The sequence below is a fragment of the Flagellimonas pacifica genome, from assembly GCF_900215465.1.
Taxonomy (GTDB): domain Bacteria; phylum Bacteroidota; class Bacteroidia; order Flavobacteriales; family Flavobacteriaceae; genus Flagellimonas; species Flagellimonas pacifica.
In genome coordinates, this window is record NZ_OBEH01000002.1 from 106,202 (window position 1) to 125,412 (window position 19,211).

21 protein-coding genes and 1 other RNA gene are annotated in these 19,211 nt (G+C 36.7%); 8 read left to right on the forward strand and 14 right to left on the reverse strand.

The window, feature by feature from the left end:
- Positions 1 to 168: 168 nt before the first annotated feature.
- Positions 169 to 1,917, reverse strand: a complete 1,749-nt coding sequence (locus CRO15_RS06240) for a DNA polymerase III subunit gamma/tau (RefSeq protein ID WP_097044961.1) — start codon at positions 1,915 to 1,917, stop codon at positions 169 to 171.
- A 108-nt stretch (positions 1,918 to 2,025) separates the two neighbouring features.
- Here CRO15_RS06240 and rnpB point away from each other — a divergent pair.
- An RNA gene (gene rnpB, locus CRO15_RS06245) (RNase P RNA component class A) lies at positions 2,026 to 2,329 on the forward strand.
- Between the two features lie 53 nt (positions 2,330 to 2,382).
- Here rnpB and CRO15_RS06250 read toward each other — a convergent pair.
- The 4 genes from CRO15_RS06250 to CRO15_RS06265 all read right to left on the reverse strand — a co-directional run bounded on the left by CRO15_RS06250 (position 2,383) and on the right by CRO15_RS06265 (position 5,130).
- Positions 2,383 to 2,940, reverse strand: coding sequence for a hypothetical protein (locus tag CRO15_RS06250; protein ID WP_097044962.1), 558 nt, complete (start codon positions 2,938 to 2,940; stop codon positions 2,383 to 2,385).
- Between the two features lie 180 nt (positions 2,941 to 3,120).
- Positions 3,121 to 3,666 carry an RsmD family RNA methyltransferase gene (locus CRO15_RS06255; protein ID WP_097044963.1) on the reverse strand — a complete coding sequence of 182 codons (546 nt, stop codon included), beginning with the start codon at positions 3,664 to 3,666 and terminating at the stop codon, positions 3,121 to 3,123.
- The gene (locus CRO15_RS06260) at positions 3,666 to 4,502 is read right to left on the reverse strand and encodes a DUF3822 family protein (protein ID WP_243396917.1); all 837 of its coding nucleotides are present in this window, start codon (positions 4,500 to 4,502) and stop codon (positions 3,666 to 3,668) included. Before CRO15_RS06260 ends, CRO15_RS06255 begins: the two co-directional genes overlap by 1 nt.
- Entirely contained in the window at positions 4,483 to 5,130 is a 648-nt protein-coding gene (locus CRO15_RS06265) for a hypothetical protein (RefSeq protein ID WP_097045597.1), read from the reverse strand. The genes CRO15_RS06260 and CRO15_RS06265 overlap by 20 nt, the downstream gene beginning before the upstream one ends.
- Before the next feature lie 194 nt (positions 5,131 to 5,324).
- On the opposite strand from CRO15_RS06265, the gene CRO15_RS06270 reads away from it, so the two are divergent.
- The 6 genes from CRO15_RS06270 to CRO15_RS06295 are packed head-to-tail and all read left to right on the forward strand — an operon-like array spanning position 5,325 to position 10,509.
- Positions 5,325 to 6,758 (forward strand): ATP-dependent DNA helicase, encoded by a 1,434-nt coding sequence (locus tag CRO15_RS06270; protein ID WP_097044965.1) that lies wholly within the window; start codon positions 5,325 to 5,327, stop codon positions 6,756 to 6,758.
- Positions 6,759 to 6,788: 30 nt separating this feature from the next.
- Complete coding sequence (locus CRO15_RS06275) at positions 6,789 to 7,352, forward strand: DUF4126 domain-containing protein (protein WP_097044966.1); 564 nt, start codon at positions 6,789 to 6,791, stop codon at positions 7,350 to 7,352.
- A gap of 40 nt (positions 7,353 to 7,392) precedes the next feature.
- Positions 7,393 to 8,106 carry a 3-deoxy-manno-octulosonate cytidylyltransferase gene (gene kdsB, locus CRO15_RS06280; protein ID WP_207763852.1) on the forward strand — a complete coding sequence of 238 codons (714 nt, stop codon included), beginning with the start codon at positions 7,393 to 7,395 and terminating at the stop codon, positions 8,104 to 8,106.
- A complete protein-coding gene (locus CRO15_RS06285) occupies positions 8,097 to 8,801 on the forward strand; it encodes an HAD family hydrolase (protein WP_097044968.1) in 705 nt (234 codons plus the stop codon). Before kdsB ends, CRO15_RS06285 begins: the two co-directional genes overlap by 10 nt.
- Positions 8,801 to 9,928 carry an iron-containing alcohol dehydrogenase family protein gene (locus tag CRO15_RS06290; RefSeq protein ID WP_243396918.1) on the forward strand — a complete coding sequence of 376 codons (1,128 nt, stop codon included), beginning with the start codon at positions 8,801 to 8,803 and terminating at the stop codon, positions 9,926 to 9,928. Before CRO15_RS06285 ends, CRO15_RS06290 begins: the two co-directional genes overlap by 1 nt.
- Positions 9,929 to 9,969: 41 nt before the next feature.
- Positions 9,970 to 10,509 carry a 1-acyl-sn-glycerol-3-phosphate acyltransferase gene (locus CRO15_RS06295; RefSeq protein WP_097044969.1) on the forward strand — a complete coding sequence of 180 codons (540 nt, stop codon included), beginning with the start codon at positions 9,970 to 9,972 and terminating at the stop codon, positions 10,507 to 10,509.
- On the opposite strand, the gene CRO15_RS06300 is transcribed toward CRO15_RS06295, so the two are convergent.
- From CRO15_RS06300 to CRO15_RS06325, 6 genes are all read right to left on the reverse strand, one after another.
- The gene (locus tag CRO15_RS06300; protein WP_097044970.1) at positions 10,506 to 11,000 is read right to left on the reverse strand and encodes a hypothetical protein; all 495 of its coding nucleotides are present in this window, start codon (positions 10,998 to 11,000) and stop codon (positions 10,506 to 10,508) included. The genes CRO15_RS06295 and CRO15_RS06300 overlap by 4 nt on opposite strands.
- Positions 11,001 to 11,070: 70 nt before the next feature.
- The gene (locus CRO15_RS06305) at positions 11,071 to 11,781 is read right to left on the reverse strand and encodes a YebC/PmpR family DNA-binding transcriptional regulator (RefSeq protein WP_097044971.1); all 711 of its coding nucleotides are present in this window, start codon (positions 11,779 to 11,781) and stop codon (positions 11,071 to 11,073) included.
- Positions 11,782 to 11,858: 77 nt separating this feature from the next.
- Positions 11,859 to 12,146 carry a 4a-hydroxytetrahydrobiopterin dehydratase gene (locus tag CRO15_RS06310; protein ID WP_097044972.1) on the reverse strand — a complete coding sequence of 96 codons (288 nt, stop codon included), beginning with the start codon at positions 12,144 to 12,146 and terminating at the stop codon, positions 11,859 to 11,861.
- A gap of 21 nt (positions 12,147 to 12,167) precedes the next feature.
- Entirely contained in the window at positions 12,168 to 13,289 is a 1,122-nt protein-coding gene (locus CRO15_RS06315) for a serine hydrolase domain-containing protein (protein WP_097044973.1), read from the reverse strand.
- Between the two features lie 45 nt (positions 13,290 to 13,334).
- Positions 13,335 to 14,192: an alpha/beta hydrolase gene (locus CRO15_RS06320; protein ID WP_097044974.1), complete on the reverse strand. Its 858-nt coding sequence runs from the start codon at positions 14,190 to 14,192 to the stop codon at positions 13,335 to 13,337.
- A gap of 94 nt (positions 14,193 to 14,286) precedes the next feature.
- Positions 14,287 to 14,658 (reverse strand): DUF1428 domain-containing protein, encoded by a 372-nt coding sequence (locus CRO15_RS06325; RefSeq protein ID WP_097044975.1) that lies wholly within the window; start codon positions 14,656 to 14,658, stop codon positions 14,287 to 14,289.
- 335 nt (positions 14,659 to 14,993) lie between these two features.
- On the opposite strand from CRO15_RS06325, the gene CRO15_RS06330 reads away from it, so the two are divergent.
- Positions 14,994 to 15,947 (forward strand): hypothetical protein, encoded by a 954-nt coding sequence (locus CRO15_RS06330; protein ID WP_097044976.1) that lies wholly within the window; start codon positions 14,994 to 14,996, stop codon positions 15,945 to 15,947.
- Between the two features lie 236 nt (positions 15,948 to 16,183).
- Here the strand turns inward: CRO15_RS06330 and CRO15_RS06335 are convergent, their stop codons facing one another.
- The 3 genes from CRO15_RS06335 to gcvT are packed head-to-tail and all read right to left on the reverse strand — an operon-like array spanning position 16,184 to position 19,009.
- Positions 16,184 to 17,005 (reverse strand): sugar nucleotide-binding protein, encoded by an 822-nt coding sequence (locus CRO15_RS06335; RefSeq protein WP_097044977.1) that lies wholly within the window; start codon positions 17,003 to 17,005, stop codon positions 16,184 to 16,186.
- Positions 17,006 to 17,009: 4 nt separating this feature from the next.
- On the reverse strand, positions 17,010 to 17,924 hold the full coding sequence (locus CRO15_RS06340) for a glutaminase (RefSeq protein ID WP_097044978.1): 915 nt from the start codon (positions 17,922 to 17,924) through the stop codon (positions 17,010 to 17,012).
- The gene (gcvT, locus tag CRO15_RS06345) at positions 17,924 to 19,009 is read right to left on the reverse strand and encodes a glycine cleavage system aminomethyltransferase GcvT (protein ID WP_097044979.1); all 1,086 of its coding nucleotides are present in this window, start codon (positions 19,007 to 19,009) and stop codon (positions 17,924 to 17,926) included. The genes CRO15_RS06340 and gcvT overlap by 1 nt, the downstream gene beginning before the upstream one ends.
- Positions 19,010 to 19,211: the final 202 nt, after the last annotated feature.

Below are 19,211 nucleotides of genomic sequence, written 5' to 3' on the forward strand. Positions count from 1 at the left end.
AGCTTTTTTCATTCAGAAGGCGCGCCGGATATGACCAATAAGCTCATGAAAACGGAAAATTGAAAAGGTATTTAGCTAATGTTAAGTGAGCTAAGGGAAACCTTGCTTTAAGAGATTATGACACTTGCTACATTTGTTTATACACTTAAAGATTTTGGGTATGAAAAATCAAAAGTCTAAATCAAATTCTTTTCTTAGAATTTCAATTGCTGGGTTCTTTTCTTTGAGTTTCTCGTATTTTTCCTCTGGGGTGAAAGCGAACTTTTTAGCAACCTCTTCATTTACAGTTATAAATAATGTGATGGAGTAATTGTTCAGTTTCTGCTTTAAATAATCCATCATCAAACTTTGTTCCCGCTCTACTTCCTTTTTCATAGTGCCATTAGGGAGCTCAATCCAGATTGTGTGGTCATCTTTAAGTTTGGGAACATCTGTTTGTAGGTTACTTGCCAATATTTTTCGACCTTTTTTCTCCAATTGTTGTACAAAATCGTTCCAATGTTCCTGCATTTCCTCCTCGGCAAATGACTCTTTAGGAAGTTCTTCACCGGAAATGGCAGGAGTTTTTTCATTTTCATGTGCCTTTTTGGCCTTGATGCTAGATAGTGATAATCCTGAAACCCTTTTTTCAGATGACTTTAGCTGAATTTTATTTACTATTGGAGGGTTTTGAACCTCAGGTTCATTTATCGGTGTTGGGAGTGTTTCTGGTTCTGGTTCCGATTTGGATTGTAAATTCTCTGCCTGGTATTCACTTTTTGGCTCTTCAACAACTTGTTTTTCCGTTGAAACAGTATTATTCTCTTTTTTGGCCTTGAAAAAAGAGGCCGGAATTATGAAATCAGCGTTTTTTTTTTCTCCATCAAAAGTGATAGAGGCCAATTTCATGAGGGTGAGCTCAACGAGTAAACGTTGATTCTTGCTGGTTTTATACTTCAAATCACAGTCATTGGCCAATTCAAGAGCTTTCAACAGAAAGATTTTATCAGCTTTTTTTGCCTGTTCTTGGTATTGTGTTCTAACATCATCACCGACTTCCAATAAGGTCAAAGTCTCTTGGTGCTGACATACCATTAAATCTCTAAAATGTGATGCAAGCCCTGTGATAAAATGATGCCCATCAAAACCAAGAGAAAGTGTTTTGTTAAAAAGAATCAGTAAATCAGGAATTTTATTTTCCAGAATTAAATCTGTGGCTGTAAAATAAGTATCGTAATCAAGAACATTTAGATTTTCCGTCACCGCCTTTCTGGTCAGTTGCTTTCCTGAAAAACTTACTACCCTATCAAAAATAGAGAGAGCATCACGCATGGCCCCATCTGCTTTTTGAGCAATAATGTGTAAGGCACTTTCTTCAGCTTCAACCTCTTGCTGTTCTGCAATGTATTTTAGGTAATTTGCAGCATCTTTAACGGTTATTCGCTTAAAATCAAAAATTTGACAGCGGGAAAGTATGGTCGGAATTATTTTATGCTTTTCCGTGGTGGCCAAGATAAAAATGGCATGCTTTGGAGGCTCCTCCAAGGTTTTTAGAAATGCATTGAATGCTGATTGGGAAAGCATATGCACCTCATCAATGATATATACTTTGTATTTTCCAACTTGTGGTGGAATACGAACTTGATCAATTAGACTTCTTATATCATCCACAGAATTATTGGATGCTGCATCTAGCTCAAAGATGTTAAATGCAAAATCTTCATCTTCCCTTTCAGTACCGTCTTGATTTATTTTCTTTGCCAGAATTCTGGCACAAGTGGTTTTACCCACACCTCTAGGACCACAAAAAAGTAATGCCTGTGCTAAATGATCGTTATCAATGGCATTAAGCAATGTATTGGTAATAGCCTCCTGGCCCACGACATCTTTGAATGTCTGGGGACGATATTTTCTAGCCGATACTACAAATGGTTCCAAATCAGCAAATAATTTGCATTACTACAAATATAAAAATAGGAAACTGCAAAGCCACTTATGCTTTACCATGTAAGCCACTTTTTATTAACAATTGACTTACCTTTGTCGTTGGCAGGTTACCTTATCGCTTCAACTCCAAATTATTTGAAGTTGAAGAGGAAAGTCCGGACACCATAGTGCTGCGTAGCGGATAACATCCGTCCGCCGAAAGGTGAGGACCAGTGCAACAGAAAGCAAGTACAGTTAGGCTGTAGTGAAATCAGGTAAACTCTATGCGGTGAAACGTCATGTAAACCAATGTTTGAGGGCTGCACGCCCAAATTGGAGGGTAGGCGGTTGGAGCTTTTGGGCAACCAAAAGCCTAGATAAATGATAAGGCTAGACAGAATCCGGCTTATGACCTGCCTGAATTAAAAAGACCGAGTTTATACTCGGTCTTTTGGATTTATTGGGGTATTGTAAATACTACTTTCGTTTAAAAATTGTAGTTGCATTTATTGTATAAGAAACGCTTACACCATCTTGGGTTATTGTGGCTTCCTGCTTTTGTGTCATAACCAAATCTCCATCATTATTAAAAGCAACATCTATATTCTGATCTAGCGATAGCCCACTAGTGTCGATTTCATTGATTTCAAATTCATACAATTGGCCATCTATTTTAATGGAACTATCGGAAAACTCATAGGTTCCTGATTCCGAGATTTCACTTATAGATTGAGTATCTTCATCAATGACCACACCGTTTACCGTGCCTGTTGTGACCAAATCATAACTGCCTTCAACGGCGTATGTTGTTTCTGTAAATGTTAGGGTGTAATCAAAGTTTTCGCCAACACTTTTGGTTGAGCTTTTTATAGGAATTCCTGAAAAATCTGTTTCCAAATCAATATCTGCCTGTAAAGAGATTAATGACCAGCTACCAATAAGGGATTTACTGTCTACAGGAGTAGTGTCATCATCTTTGTCGCAGGATATAAATAGTATAGTAACGGCTGCGAAAAATAGTTTTAATGATTTCATGTTCTTGAATAAGGGGTTATAGATTGAGATAACGTTAAAACCTTGGGTTGTAGTGTGGTTAGTTCTGTTAAAATAGTAGTATTTGCAGTATAAAATTGGAAATGCTTAATGTGAATACTTTTTTAAGCTAGTACCTATATGTTTACAGGTATTTTGCCCAGGCCTGAAAAAGAGTGTTCACTATGTTAGTTCTTGAGCAAAGAAACTAAAAATACTTCCACCATATTTTCGATTTTCTACAAAGTAAGGATGGTCAGAAAGGTCAGTTTGATCAGAATGTTCTATAATCAAAACACCATTTTCCAGTAATAAACCATTTTTAAAAACCAAATCGGCAATTGAAAAGAATTGGGTTCTATCAAAATTGTATGGAGGGTCGGCAAAAATAATGTTAGCCTTTTCTTTGGTTCGTTCCAAAAACTTAAAGACATCAGATTTAATAGTGATAATAGGAAAATCCAATTCCTTGGAAATTTTGGAAATGTATTGGGTACAACCCGCAAAACTATCTACAGAAAGAATTTCTCCCGTACCCCTTGAAGCAAACTCAAAACTTATATTCCCTGTTCCAGAAAATAAGTCAATCACTTTTAAACCATCAAAGTAAAAGCGATTGTTTAAAATATTAAAGAGCGCTTCTTTGGCCATGTCCGTTGTTGGTCTTACAGGAAGTTTTTTTGGAGCAGTAAGTCTTCTTCCTTTGTACTTTCCAGAAATGATTCGCATTAGAGAGAGCTTAGTACGGTAAAATCTATTGTTTGATTGTCAGTCTGCTCCATGGGGTAAGAGTCTTTGTCTGGGATAAAAACAGAAACATGCTTAACATATTGGTGGCACAATTCATAAATTGGATCACCTTCTTCAACAAGTCCAAATAGTTTTAACTGCACCTTTTCCAAATCTATTTGTAACTGCTCCAGACTAAAGAGGAGATAGTAGAGAAAATCCTCCTTGGTCTTATATTCAAAATGGTTGTAGAATTTGAATTTTTTATCTGCAATGACCACTAATTCCATTTCATGCTCGGACAGTTGGGCATAACATATAGGTTCTACCGAGACTCTACTTTGATTTAAAAGTGTAGTTATTAAGACCGTACCATTGTGCTTAAACTCAAACTCACCAAAAAGATCAAAAATGTAGTTGTTCACATTGGTGAAAGGTATGTAGACATTAATTATATCATGATTGATGACCTCATCATATGCAATAAGGTCATTGGCCATTATCTTAGTATTGAATTTTAAATAATTGGCAAGTTCTTCTTTATTAAAAAGCGTTTTGGGCACCAAGCCAAACATATTGTTCTTATGAATAACTACTACCTCAGAAAATGCATTGGTTGTTACATTACTTTCGTTAAAGACGGACTTCAGTTCCTTTAGCAAAAGATATGGTGTAGATGACGTTTGAAAAGTTTTATTTTCAAAAGCCAGTATCTTATTTGTAATTGTATCAAGAACACAAAAAGAAAGTCCATTCAGGCTTACCTGAATGGACAATTTTTTGAAAGAATTACGATTTGAATCGGAGTCCTCTATATTAGTTCTTTTTTCTGTCATAAATTGGAGGCCAGTTTCCATTTGTACTTACATCGGTAAGTGAGCCAACTTTAATTTCTGAACCATTGACTTCCTCAACACTTTGATGGGCATTTTCTCTGGCTACCAAATCTGAAGGCTGATCGTATAAAACAGCATTTTTATTAATCTTGGCCTCGAAAACGGGAGCTCTATATCCACTTTTATCAATAATGTCTGCCTTCATTTCAAACTTTTCCCCTCCTTGGGCAAAAGGTACGTCCATCATGGTTTTGTAGCGGTCACTATTCTTAAATAGCGAATCTTTCACTTTTATAAAACCTAAAGTATCAATGATTACCGTATCTTTTTGAAGTTCTATTTGATATACCTTATCATAACGCATAAAAGAAGAATCTCTTTGTTGTGTTATGGTATAACTTCCGGTATCTACAAATTTTATCAAGTTGTTGAAACTACCTGCAAATCTTCCGTTTACGGTTTTAAAGGCTTCTTGAGAATCCCTAATATCTTTAAGTTTTGCAATAACCTGTGAAAATCTTTCCTTTCTAACCTTTTTAAATTCGATAGGAGCATTAATTGATTGATAAATTTTATAACCTAAGAAAATACTCAAAAGGCCAAAGACAATAACTAAGATTGGCTTTATCTTTTGTGGCAAAAATCTATCAATTAAGAATACCAAGCCTATGGTCAAAAGGCATATAACTAAAACGATAAGGATTAAATTTAACATACTAATATTGTCTTTCTGAATTAATTTAGCGGTTACTGACAAATCTACAATTTTTTTTTAATCACGAAACTTTTTGCTACAAAAATCCACGCTATCTTTAGAAGCTTATGAACAACCCTACACCATCTGGATTTTTAACTATTCTAACTAAGAAGTTCCCCCATGACCCTACAAGCAAACAGGGTATGGCCCTGGAAAAATTATCCGAATTTATTTTGAATGATAAGAAGGAGGAAGTCTTTCTTCTAAAGGGTTTTGCAGGTACGGGAAAGACTACCATTGTAGGAACCATTGTAAGTAGTCTTTGGAAAATAAAAATGAGCGCCGTGCTGATGGCCCCAACAGGAAGGGCGGCCAAGGTTATGTCTGTTTACTCTGGAAATAAGGCATTTACCATTCACAAGAAAATCTATTTTCCCAAGAAGCAATCAGGTGGAGGTATCCAGTTTGTTTTGGCACCCAACAAGCACAGAAATACACTTTTTATTGTAGATGAGGCTTCCATGATACCGGATACTCCAGCGGACTCCAAACTTTTTGAAAACGGTTCATTATTGGACGACCTTATGTTTTATGTATACTCTGGTCATAATTGTAAACTGCTATTGATTGGGGATACAGCGCAATTACCGCCGGTAAAACTGGATTTAAGTCCCGCTTTGGAAGAACAGCGTCTTTCCTTAAATTATAATAAGGACGTAGAAGGTTTAGAGTTGGATGAAGTTATGCGTCAAACCGGGGATTCGGGAATTTTGCATAACGCAACCCATCTTAGGGAACAATTGCAATCCCATTTTTTTGAGGATTTTAAATTTGACATCTCTTCGTTTAGAGATATTGTACGGTTAATTGATGGCTCCGAAATTCAAGAAGCTATTGACACATCTTACAATGAAAATGGAAAGGAAGAAACAGCAATAATTGTGCGATCCAACAAACGTGCAAACCTTTATAATCAAAATATTAGGGAGCGAATCTTGTTTTTGGATAATGAAATTGCGGTTGGGGATTACATGATGGTAGTGAAGAACAATTATTTTTGGTTGAGACCAAATTCAGAGGCTGGCTTTATAGCCAATGGAGATATCATTGAAATATTGGAGCTTTTCTCCATTAAAGAACTCTATGGTTTTTCTTTTGCTGAAGTAAAAGTAAAAATGGTAGATTATCCCAATCAACGACCTTTTGAAACGGTTTTATTGTTGGACACTATTCATTCCGAAACACCATCGTTATCTTATGAAGAGGGCAATCGGTTGTATCAGGAAGTCCTTAAGGATTATGCCTTTGAAAAATCGAAATATAAAAAGTTCCTTGGGGTAAAGAACAACAAGTTTTTTAACGCTTTGCAGGTAAAGTTTTCCTATGCTATCACCTGTCATAAATCCCAAGGAGGGCAATGGAACACTGTTTTTGTGGAACAACCCTATTTGCCCAACGGGGTAAACAAAGATTATTTACGTTGGTTGTATACTGCTGTTACACGAGCCAAGGAGAAACTATTTTTAATAGGATTTAAAGATGATTTTTTTCTTGACTAGGAATATTCTATTTTAGACAAAACCATTAACATGTCACCAGATACCATAATAAGTATTTTTTTAGGGATAGGTTTGGCCGCTTCTGTAGGTTTTAGGGTGTTTTTGCCACTTTTTGCTTTGAGTTTGGCTGCGTTTCTTGGTGTTTGGGAGCTTAATGAAAATTGGCAATGGATAGGCAGCATAGCTGCATTGATTACATTTGGAATAGCCACTTTGGTAGAAATTTTTGCTTATTTTATTCCTTGGGTAGACAATGCTTTGGATAGTATAGCAGTGCCCTTGGCGGCTATTGCCGGAACTGCGGTTGTGGTATCTACTGTTGCAAATTTAGACCCGGTTGTTACATGGTCGTTGGCCATTATAGCAGGAGGTGGAACGGCAACTGCCATCAAAGGAGCTAATGCCGCGGGAAGACTAACATCTACGGCTACTACTGGAGGTATAGCAAATCCCGTAGTATCAACCATTGAAACGGGAACGGCTGTAGCCGTATCAACTGCCTCAATATTGGTTCCTCCAATTGCAGCTATATTGGTTATCATAATCTTGGTTATCATATTTAGAATTTATCGCAAATTGCGGCCCAAAAAATAATTTCATCAATCTATAAATAATAAGAGTGAAGATAATTTCTATGATACCTGCGCGGTATAAGGCCTCAAGATTTCCAGCAAAGCTTATGCAGGACCTGGGAGGGAAGCCTGTTATTATAAGAACATATGAAGCTGCTTTGCAAACAAAATTGTTTGATGAGGTATATGTGGTGACAGACAGTGACATTATTTTTAATACCATCTCAGCAATTGGAGGAAAAGTGCTCATGAGTAAAAAAGAGCATGAAAGTGGGAGCGATCGCATAGCTGAGGCAGTTGAAGATATGGATGTGGATATTGTAATAAATGTACAAGGAGATGAACCTTTTATTGATCAAGAAAGCTTGACCAAAATTATAGAGGTGTTTAGGAATGATGATAAAAAAGAAATAGATTTAGCTTCCTTAATGACGCCTATTACTGATTGGGATGAAATTTCCAATCCAAATACAGTTAAGGTCATTGTGGACAATCAAGATTTTGCACTTTATTTTTCTCGCTCTCCAATTCCTTATCCAAGAGATGAAAATGTTGATGCAACATATTACAAGCACAAGGGAATATATGCTTTTAGGAAAAGGGCTTTGCTCGATTTTCAGCGCTTACCCATGTTGCCTTTGGAAGCAAAAGAAAAAATAGAGGCCATTCGGTTTTTAGAATATGGAAAGAAAATAAAAATGGTGGAAACGCATGTGAGTGGCATAGAAATTGATACCCCTGAAGACTTAGAACGAGCCAAAAAAGCATGGAAATAGACTTTAAAAACATAAAGATTATAGGCTTTGATGCCGATGACACGCTTTGGGTCAACGAAACCTATTTTAGGGAGACCGAGGAGCGTTTTGCTGAATTGTTGGAGGGCTACGAGACTAAAAACAAAATTGATCAAGAGCTTTTTAAGACAGAGATGGATAACCTTGATACTTATGGTTATGGTATTAAGAGTTTTGTGCTGTCCATGATTGAATCCGCACTCGATTTATCTAACAATAAGATTTCTCAAGAAACCATTGTCGAAATATTAAACCTTGGTAAAAAAATGATTTCTCATCCTGTAGAAGTCTTGGATGGTGTAGAGCAGGTATTGGGCAAACTGGTGAATAAATACCGTTTAATTGTTCTAACCAAGGGAGATTTGTTGGACCAAGAGCGAAAATTGGAGAAGTCGGGAATTTCGAAATATTTTCACCATGTAGAAGTACTAAGTGATAAAAAAGAAAATAATTACAAGAATCTGTTAGAACATTTAGGAATACAAACGGATGAGTTTTTGATGATAGGCAATTCTTTAAAATCAGATATTCTGCCTATCTTGAATATTGGGGCAAAAGCTATCCATATTCCATTTCACACAACATGGGTACATGAAATGGTAGAAGATGCCGAAGAAGTTAATGGGCACCTTAAACTGAATAGTTTAACAGAAGTTTTGAAGTACTTGGATAATTAATGAATACAGAAGAAAGTTTGAACAAAGAAGAAGTTACATCAAACAGTACAAGTCAGTACCGCAATTTCCCTATGGTACCTCGGGTAGTTTTTGGAGAAGGAAGCTTTTCGCAATTGGGTGAAATACTATTGCCCAAAAGACGAAACTCAGAAGCTCCATTCATTTTCTTGGTGGATGATTTTTTTGAAAATGAAGAATTTGCAGCACAGATACCCCTCATATTCAATGATGAGTTGATTTTCATATCTGCAAATGAAGAACCCAAAACAGAACAAGTTGATGCCCTTGTAAAAAGAATACAGGATACATATGAGGAATTACCTTCGGGCATTATTGGTATAGGAGGAGGTACATTGTTAGATTTGGCAAAGGCAGTTGCCATACTTTTAAATAACAATGGACGGGCAGAACAATATCAAGGATGGGATTTGGTTAACAGACCGGCCTTGTACCATGTTGGAGTTCCTACCATAAGCGGAACCGGTGCCGAAGTGTCTCGCACTACGGTGTTGCTCGGTCCTGAGAAAAAACTTGGGATAAATTCAGACTATACAACCTATGATCAAGTAATCTTGGACCCAGACTTGACTAAAACTGTTCCAAAAGAACAATGGTTTTATACTGGTATGGATTGTTTTATTCACTGTATTGAATCTTTAAACGGAACGTACCTAAATGCCTTTAGTCAAAGTTATGGAGAGAAGGCACTTGAACTTTGTAAAGAAGTCTTTTTGGAGGATATTCCAGAATGTGAGTCAAGAGATAAGTTGATGATGGCCTCTTGGCATGGTGGTATGAGTATTGCCTACTCGCAAGTTGGAATTGCCCATGCCGTCAGTTATGGACTTTCGTATCTTTTGGGTGTAAAACATGGTATAGGAAACTGCTTGGTTTTTCAACATTTGGGTGAATTTTACCCTGACGGAGTTCAACTGTTCCGCAAAATGATAGAAAAACACAACATAAAACTGCCTCAAGGAGTCTGCTCCAATTTAACACAGAACGACTTTGATATTATGGTCAATGTGGCATTGGGAATGGATGCTTTATGGGAAAATGCTTTGGGTAAGGAATGGAAGACCATCATGACACCAGAACGCCTCCAAGCTATTTATCAGAGGATATAGTATTTCTTAAAATCCCTTTTAAGGGAGACTAATCATTTCATATGCACAAGCTTTCTACGTTCCTATATTTTAAAGTATTGGGCTGGAAGCTAAAAGGGAAGTTTCCCGATGAAGAAAAATGTGTTGTAATTGTTGTTCCCCATACCCATTGGCTCGATTTTTTCTTAGGGTTATTGGTCCGTAAGGTGGTCAATAAGGAAATCAATTATATTGGAAAGAAAAGTCTTTTTAAACCACCTTTTGGTTGGTTTTTTCGTTGGACCGGGGGCGCACCTATTGACCGCTCAAAAAATTCAAACACCGTAGAGAGTGTTGCTCAAATTTTTAAGGAGCGAAAGATTTTTCGATTTGCGTTGGCACCGGAAGGGACCCGCAAAAAAGTTACCGCTCTAAAAACCGGCTTTTATCATATTGCTCAGAAAGCAGAAGTTCCTATTGTTATGGTAGCTTTTGATTTTGGAAAAAAAGAGGTGAAAATATCCGAAGCTTTTTATCCAACAGATGACATTCAAAAAGATTTTAAGGAAATCCGTGGGTTCTTCAAAGGAGTACAAGGCAAAGTTCCAGAATATAGCTATTAAGTCTTGTTCAAAATTTTGGGTTTTGGTTTCTCCGCCTTTTTTGTGTTGCCAGGAAAAACCATATTGGTGCTTGAATATGTATTGCCAAAGGTAATGGCAGCCGCATAAACTTGTTGAATGGCATCCACTACTTGATGTTCTGAAAGCTCTTTAAGCGGATGGGTGTAAACGGACCAAATAATTTCATCACTTAAGGCATATTTTACATCCAAGGCAGAATGAAAATTGGCGACCATGGCATTTAACAGCTCCTCTTCACCAATTTCCTGTCGCTTTATGATAGGAGATATAATCCGCATACGATTCGCATTTTCATCAAAAACACAAATCAACATGGTATTGTTGAACAAAAATTGGTGTTGATTGCCGTTGGTCTTGACGGTATCCGCTTCTTGTTTAATGATTTCATATAACTTGACTGGAGTCATTTCCTGTGAATAACCTTTTCCAGCGAAAAGAAAAACAAGAAGAACTAAAATGAAGATGCGCATGACCTAAGGTTTGATAGTTGGTCGACTAACCAACCCCAACTTTACAAATCTATGCTAATAAAGAAAAGGTCTATTCCTTCATAGTGTGGTAAACATTCTGGACATCATCATCTTCCTCAATCTTTTCCAGAAGCTTTTCCACATCGGCAATTTGCTCTTCGGATAGTTCCTTGGTTACCTGGGGAATACGCTCGAAACCAGAAGATAATATTTCAATTTCCCGGGCTTCCAATTCTTTCTGAATGGCACCAAAATTTTCAAAAGGAGCGTAGATTAAAATTCCATCCTCATCCACAAAGACTTCTTCTGCCCCAAAGTCAATCATTTCAAGTTCAAGTTCTTCGGCATCAATACCTTCCCCATTTATCCTGAAGTTACAGGTATGGTCAAACATAAATTCCACTGAGCCCGATGTGCCCAAACTACCATTACATTTGTTAAAATAACTACGTACGTTGGCAACTGTTCTGGTGTTGTTGTCCGTTGCAGTTTCTATTAATATGGCAATGCCATGGGGAGCATACCCTTCAAACAAAACCTCTTTGTAATCCCCTTGGTTTTTGTCCGATGCCCTTTTAATAGCACGCTCAATATTGTCCTTGGGCATATTTACGGACTTGGCATTTTGAATTACTGCACGTAATCTAGAGTTTGAATCGGGATCAGGGCCACCTTCCTTAACGGCCATGACAATATCCTTCCCTATTCTCGTAAATGCTTTGGACATGGCTGCCCAACGCTTCATTTTTCGTGCTTTTCTAAATTCAAATGCTCTTCCCATGTAGTATCTGTTCGTTATGGATAGGGGCAAATTTAGCAAAAAATGCTCCTTTGGCAAGTGTGTTTTTAGTAGTAGAATTATTTCTTGTTCACGATGTTTTCTATTCGCTTGGCGAGGTCAAAATCGTTTTGGGTAATGCCGCCAACATCGTGGGTGTTTAATTTAATGGTAAGCTGGTTGTAGACATTTTCCCAAAGGGGATGATGGTTTTGTTGTTCTGCCTCAAATGCAATGCGGGTCATTACTGAAAAAGTTTCTTTAAAATCCTTAAAAACATAAGATTTGCTGATACTCCCATTTTCATAGATCCACCCATCCAGGTTTTTTAACAAGGTTTCTATTTGGGTTAGGTTTAGTTTTTCCATTCCTTTTTCAATTTTAATGAATCAATTACTTTGACTTTTTGGAGCCGTAAATATGAGTTTTTCAATTTTATCACTTACTGTTCTATTGGCTTCACGATTTCTTTCTATTTCCCCACAGCTAGTTAAAATAAGAATAGCCACACCTTCGTCAACAAACCATCTAATAGCACTATTATGACCAAAAGACTCTCCTCCACGAGACCAGACTTCTTTAGTTCCTCTGGGTGTAGTGGTGGTGTACCAGCCGTATCCAACTCCAATACCACTTTTTAAGGTTATATGCGGTCCAAACAAATGGCCCAATGATTCTTTGTTTAGAATTTGATGCGATGTAAGGACCTGAAAATAATGTTTTAGATCAAGAATGTTGGTGGTAATGCCACCAGATGCCCTGTAACCCCAATTGGGCTTTAGGTCATCAGGCGGGAATTTTTTCAGTTTTTGAGCAAACAAGTTTTTATCACCTTCATTTGCCTCAAACCAAAAATCCGTATTCTTCATTTTCGCTATTTCAAATAGATTTTTATGGGCAAATTCTTCATAAGTGGTTTCAGATAACTTCTCAATAATAGCTCCGGTCAGCCAGTAACCAGCGCTGGAATAATTGAACTCACCTTTTGTTCCTAACGGTTTTTTATACACGAGTTCTACATTATCTTTTCTGTTGATTGCCCCATACGTTTCATATTCGCTACTTAAGCCCGAGGTATGTATAAGCATTTCATGAATGGAAAGGTTGCCAAACTCCTTTGGGCAATTTTCATAAAACATTGAAAGGTGATCAGTTGTATTAAGCGTTTCTTTTTGCTGGGCTATCAAGGTCAATACACCTGTAATACCTTTTGTAGTGGAGGCCAAGTAGAATTTGGTAGATGGTTTTATCAGGGTAGTTTTTAAAGAATCTGCCCAACCATAACCTTTCTGTAGTATAACGCTATCTTTGATAGAAACAAAAACTGATCCGGAAAATCCTTTAACTATTTCTTTTTGAAGCAAGGAATCAATACGTTTTCCCAATCCTTTGCCAATAATTATATTGTTGTTTAAACTGTCTGAATATTGATTTTGTGTATTTACGGAAGACTTTTGTCTACAAGAACCCAGAATCACAATTAACAGTAGCATTAATAGATTTTCTTTCATTATAAATTGAATAGTTGTTAATCACAAAATAGAATAAAAGTTATTTCAATTGTCCTTGTTTCTGTTTACATGTTTGGTTATGACTTCTTCCAAATCATTATAGTTTGTTTGAATTAACCAATGGCCAGCATCCAATTCTAAAAACTCATATTCACTTTTCATGTATTGATGACTTTCACTGACCGAGTAAGACCCTACTGCAAGATCCTTATTTCCCCAGATGAATAGAGTTGGAACATTGATATCCCCTAAAATTTGGTGCTTGGCAGCTTTCTTTAACAGTTTATAGTTACTACGATAATAGTTAAGTGTTGCGGTAAGCTGTTTTGGATTTCTGAATACCTTTAAATAATCGTCTACTTCATTAGGTTCACTGTGCTTCCATAACCTTTTGAATGCTTTAAAACCCTTTTTTCTTATCTGTCTTTCTGGAAGATAGGGCAATTGAAAGTTTTTGATGTACTGGCTCATTTTGCGTTGTTCGTCATCAATCATAATTGCTTTTCCAAAAGCTTGAAAGTGAGGGACAGAAATCCCCGTCCAGCTTAAAATGAGATTTTCATGGCCATGCACTACTTTCCATCCAATAACAGAGCCCCAATCGTGGCCTACAAGATGAAACTTTGATTTATTCAGAAACTTGGCTATACCCAAAACATCTTTGGCCAATTTATCCAAACTGTAATGTTTTTTTCCTTTTGGGCAAGCTCCTTTGCTGTACCCTCTTAAATTGGGCGCTACGCAGTAGAACCCATTTTTAGAAAAATGGGCCATCAATTTTCCCCACATATATGAAGTTTCGGGAAACCCATGTAAAAAAATCACCAACTCATTTTCCTTATCGCCATCAGTTCGGCAGTCGAATATTAGCTTTCCAATTTTTATTTGAATGGTTTCTTGCATGTTTTAAAGTGATATCTAATGGTTTGATATAAAAATTGCATACTGCTACCACAATCTTATTATAAAGCTACGGTTAATTTGATTAGCCATACAATTATTGGACAAGCGGTTGAAACCCACCGTATGCCATACGTTTGGCATTAAAAACCATTTTTGACGGATTGGTCAGCGGGGCGATTAAATCTGTCATTCTTGGGTCGGTGGCAACCCGCTCATTTGCTAGGTCACGAGCTTCTTTAGATTCAAATACGACCCACCCAAACACAATTACTTCATCTTCTTTTGCATCAATTAGTTCAGGGAAAGACTGTGTACCTTCCAATTCTAAGTCGTCGCCAACATACTCAAAGTAGGCTAGTGCGCCGTGTTCCTTCCAAATTTTTGCAACCGTTTCTACCACTCGCCTATACTCGGTTAGATGATTTTGTGGAACGGGAAGGACGAATCCGTCAATATAATTTGCCATGTTTTCCGTTTTGTTTTTTGTTACTGATATAAAATACAGTTTTATGGCGATTTTGTCATAATAAAATCATGTAGTTGGTATAATATTTCCAAATACTTCCATTTTTCATCGGTGCATTCATTCAAATTTTATAGTGGTTTCTACTTGGAAATGATTTATAATAAATAATTAGATTTTAGTTTTATTTATGAAATCAAGAAAACCCATTGAAAAACTATGGGTTTTGACCAATTTGGATTAAGTGAAATTACATATCTTTCAATCCCCTCGAAGTTTTTTCATTAGAACAATTCTCTATTTTAAACCAAAGTAATTCATAAGTAATTTGAACGATCATGCGTAACATAAGTTTTAAGAATGTCTTTTCTGAAAGAAATCGAAAAATATTATTTGGGAGTACCAAGTTAGGTATTGTAGCAATTTTGATAGGGTTTATCGCTTCTATTTGCTCAGAGCTGATTGCGGATTTAATTCTTTTCGGAACATTAGAAAAATATATCAACTTTGACAAAGTTGTTCTTGTAATTGAGAATCTATCTGCTACTTTATTTTCAATAGGTTTACTGTCAATATTGTTTAACACTTTTCAGTATGCTAAGTTTTTAAATTTGGTTGAAACAAGATTTAATGAAATAGTGAATAAGGAACTTCCTCCCGAAATCAAAAACATTAAAAACCAAGGGATAACGGATATTTATGATAATCTCGACACAAACATTTTGGGCAAACGTCTTTGGAAAATTCGAGATAGGAGGGTCAAGGTATTGAAAATTTGGATGCCAAATATTGAAAGTATTTGTCCAGCAATTATTGATGCAGTAAATAATAGAGGGTGTAGATTTCATGTAATGCTTTTGGATCCTATTTCCCAAGGTGCGATAGACGCTAGAGTGGAATCTTTGAAGGATTCGGACAGCATGACTTCAAATTATATAAAGGAACAAATTCGATTAAATGAGGAGAGGATTGTTGGATTGTTAGATCATATTGATGAAGACAAATATGATCAACTCATTTTGAAATCATTTACTTCGTTTGTTTCCGTTTCTTTGTTTGGTTTTGGAGACACTTATTGGGTTGGGCTTTATCTTAGAAATAGGCTAGCAACAAATGGTATGATTTTTAAGTTTGAATCTGCGCACAAACCTAGATTTGGAGAAATAGACCGTCATTTTAAAACAGAATGGAAAGAAGCAAAGTTAAACGAACTGTATATTAAGAAACTTAAAAGTTTAAATGTTTCAGAAAGTAGTATTGAAAAAATAAGGAAACTGGAGTGTAATGGATAAAGTCCAAAAAAATCAATTCTATATACTTTTGATAGCTCTATTTACTCCTATCTGGTTGGATTATTATGAGAGCTCATTTTTGATTTAGATAAAATTCCTTTACTTGATTCGGTTTGATGAAGTTAGCCATAATTGTATTTTTTTTTGACACTAATAAATATTTACGGATGCAATGATAACCTTTAAAACAAAACAGATTAATAGTAGTTTGTTTCAGATTAACAAAATTGTCATTGTCAATCAACCGGAATATGATGATCTATGATTTCCTGATACTTTACCCGTAGATTTTTAGGAAGTTTGTTATGCTTGGGTAGGGCGGCCAGATAGCGGTCTTCGTTGGTGGTAAAAACCCGCTTTAGAATGGGATGGAAATTCCCTATTTGTTTAATGACCTCTTTGATAAACTCCTCATGCTGAATTAAGTCCTTGCTTCCTAAATGAAAAATACCCGTTTTGTCCCTATTAATGAGGTAATGGATTTGTTGGGTAAGCCGATCATCATTGGTCACATTAATGATGAGGTTTGGGAACACTTCAATGGGTTCATTTTCCTCTAACAATGTTTTTATCTCCTTTATTCGTGGAGACGTATTTCCAAAGACCATGGGAATTCGCAATATGGCTACTTTCTCCTTGGGCAATCGCATCATCATGTTCTCAACCTTTATTTTAAGCCTTCCGTATACACTTTCGGAAAGTGTTTTGTCAAACTCGTAGGATGGGAATTTACTGTAGGCATCAAAAACATTGGCCGAGGAGATAAAATACAGTTTAGATGTATTCTTTTGTAAATACTCCATCAAATGGCTATGCGCCTGTATTTGAGCCACAAAATTTCCGCGAAGGGCAGAAATAATATAATCGGGGTTCACTTTTGCAAGTACCATGAAAATATCGTCCTCTTCCAAATTGTACCGATAAAACTGTTGGTTGTTGGCAAAAGCTGTATTGTTGCAATAGGTCCCGTAAGTATTAAAATAGGAACAGAGTTCCTTATAAATAGCATTACCTATAAAACCACTACCTCCAAGGATTAATATCTTTTTTTTATCCAAGCAATTAAAATATAGACAAACCTGTTTCGGTTGTAAGTTTTTCCAAAGCCAGCATGCCCAATTTGGAGTTTCCTTTTTTGTTTAATCCGGGCGACCAGGTAGCAACGCAAAATTGGTTGGGTAACAACGCTACAATGCCACCACCAACACCACTTTTTCCGGGAAGACCAACTTCAAAGGCAAATTCACCGGCTTCATCATAAAATCCACAGGTAAGCATTATGGCATTTATTCGTTTTACCTGAGATAAATTCAAGTAATTTTTGTTCTTCAGGCAATTTCCCCTGTTCATAAAGATGTAAAAGACCTTGGTGAGTTGTTCGCAAGACATACTCAAGGAACAAGAATGAAAATAAAAGTCCAGAACAGTTTCCACATCATTTTCCAGATTTCCGAAGGACTTGATCAAATAAGCTGCAGCATAATTTCTAAAACCGGTTCTTTTTTCTGATTCTGCTACCTTATCATCATATGTAATTGACGGGTCATTAGCGATATTCTGAACATACGATAGAAAATCGGATTTAGGGTTTTTCAAGTTTGAAACAAGAATATCACAAATTACGATTGCCCCGGCATTTATCAATGGATTTCTAGGAATACCGTTCTCCATTTCCAAAAGTGACAAATGATTGAAGGGGTCCCCTGAAGGCTCTACATCCACACGTTTCCATAGCTCTTCACCGGCCAATGAATATGCCATTGCCAAAGACAGTACCTTGGAAATACTTTGAATTGAAAATTGTTCGCCCGAATCTCCGGCATGAAACCCCTTTCCATTTTTATCCAAAATGGAAATCCCGAACTTATTGGAATCTACACAAGATAGCTCGGGAATATAGCTTGCTACTTCACCCTTGTTGGCTTGTTGTTTTGCCTCCCTGACAATTTTGTCTACAATGGGTGAGTAATCTAACATTATACTTTATAAAATGGTAGTTTTACGATGGTAGCCGGAACTTGGCCTTTTCTTATTTGAATGTGAATAGTGCCCTCTCTTTTAGAATTTTCAATGGCAACATACCCCAGACCAATACCTTTTGAAAGTGATGGTGACATGGTACCGGATGTTACCACTCCAATTTCGTTTCCATTCTCATCTAAAATGGAATAACCTTGTCTTGGAATACCCCTTTCCTCCAATTGAAACGCTATTAACTTTCTTTTGGGACCTTCTTCTTTTTGTTTGGCCAAAGCCTCACTGTTCACAAAATCTTTGGTGAATTTGGTCACCCAGCCCAAACCGGCCTCAAAAGGGGAGGTAGTATCATCAATATCGTTACCGTAGAGGCAATAGCCCATTTCTAAACGTAGGGTATCTCTGGCTGCAAGTCCAATTGGTTTTATGCCAAAATCGGCACCAGCTTCCAAAACCCTGTCCCACACCTGTTGCACTTCTGAATTTTTGCAATAAATTTCAAATCCACCAGAGCCCGTGTATCCAGTTGCAGAAATGATCACATGCTCAATTCCTGCAAAATCACCTACAACAAAGTTGTAGAATTTAATCTCTGAAAGGTTTACACTGGAAAGCGACTGCATAGCTTCCACTGCCTTGGGGCCTTGAATGGCCAAAAGCGAGTAATCTTCAGAGATATCCCGCATAGCGGCACCTATGGATTCGTTGTATTTTGAAATATGGTTCCAATCCTTCTCAATATTGGATGCATTGACCACCAAAAGATAAGTTTCCTCTTTTAGCCGATATACAATCAAATCATCAACAATACCTCCTGTTTCATTCGGGAAACAGCTATACTGTGCCTTTCCTATAGTTAATTTTGAAGCGTCATTGGAAGTAACTTTTTGAATAAGATCCAAAGCCTTTGGTCCTTCAATCAAAAATTCGCCCATATGTGAAACATCAAAAACGCCAACTGCATTTCTTACTGTTTCATGTTCAATGTTCACGCCTTCATAAGAAACGGGCATATTATATCCCGCAAAGGGAACCATTTTTGCACCCAAAGCAATATGGGTCTCACTTAATGCAATAGTCTTCATAATCTGAAATTAGTCCGAGCAAATTTATAGAATTCACTCAATAAGCAATGGTATTACTTTTAATATTTTGAACAAATTTTGTTGCGAAAATGTGTATTGCAACTTGCTTGCTATCTGTAAGTAAAACAAACAACCCGAAAATATGATTTAGGTTTTCTATCTTTGTAATCTGTTATACTAAGTAAACATATTATCCGCCTCT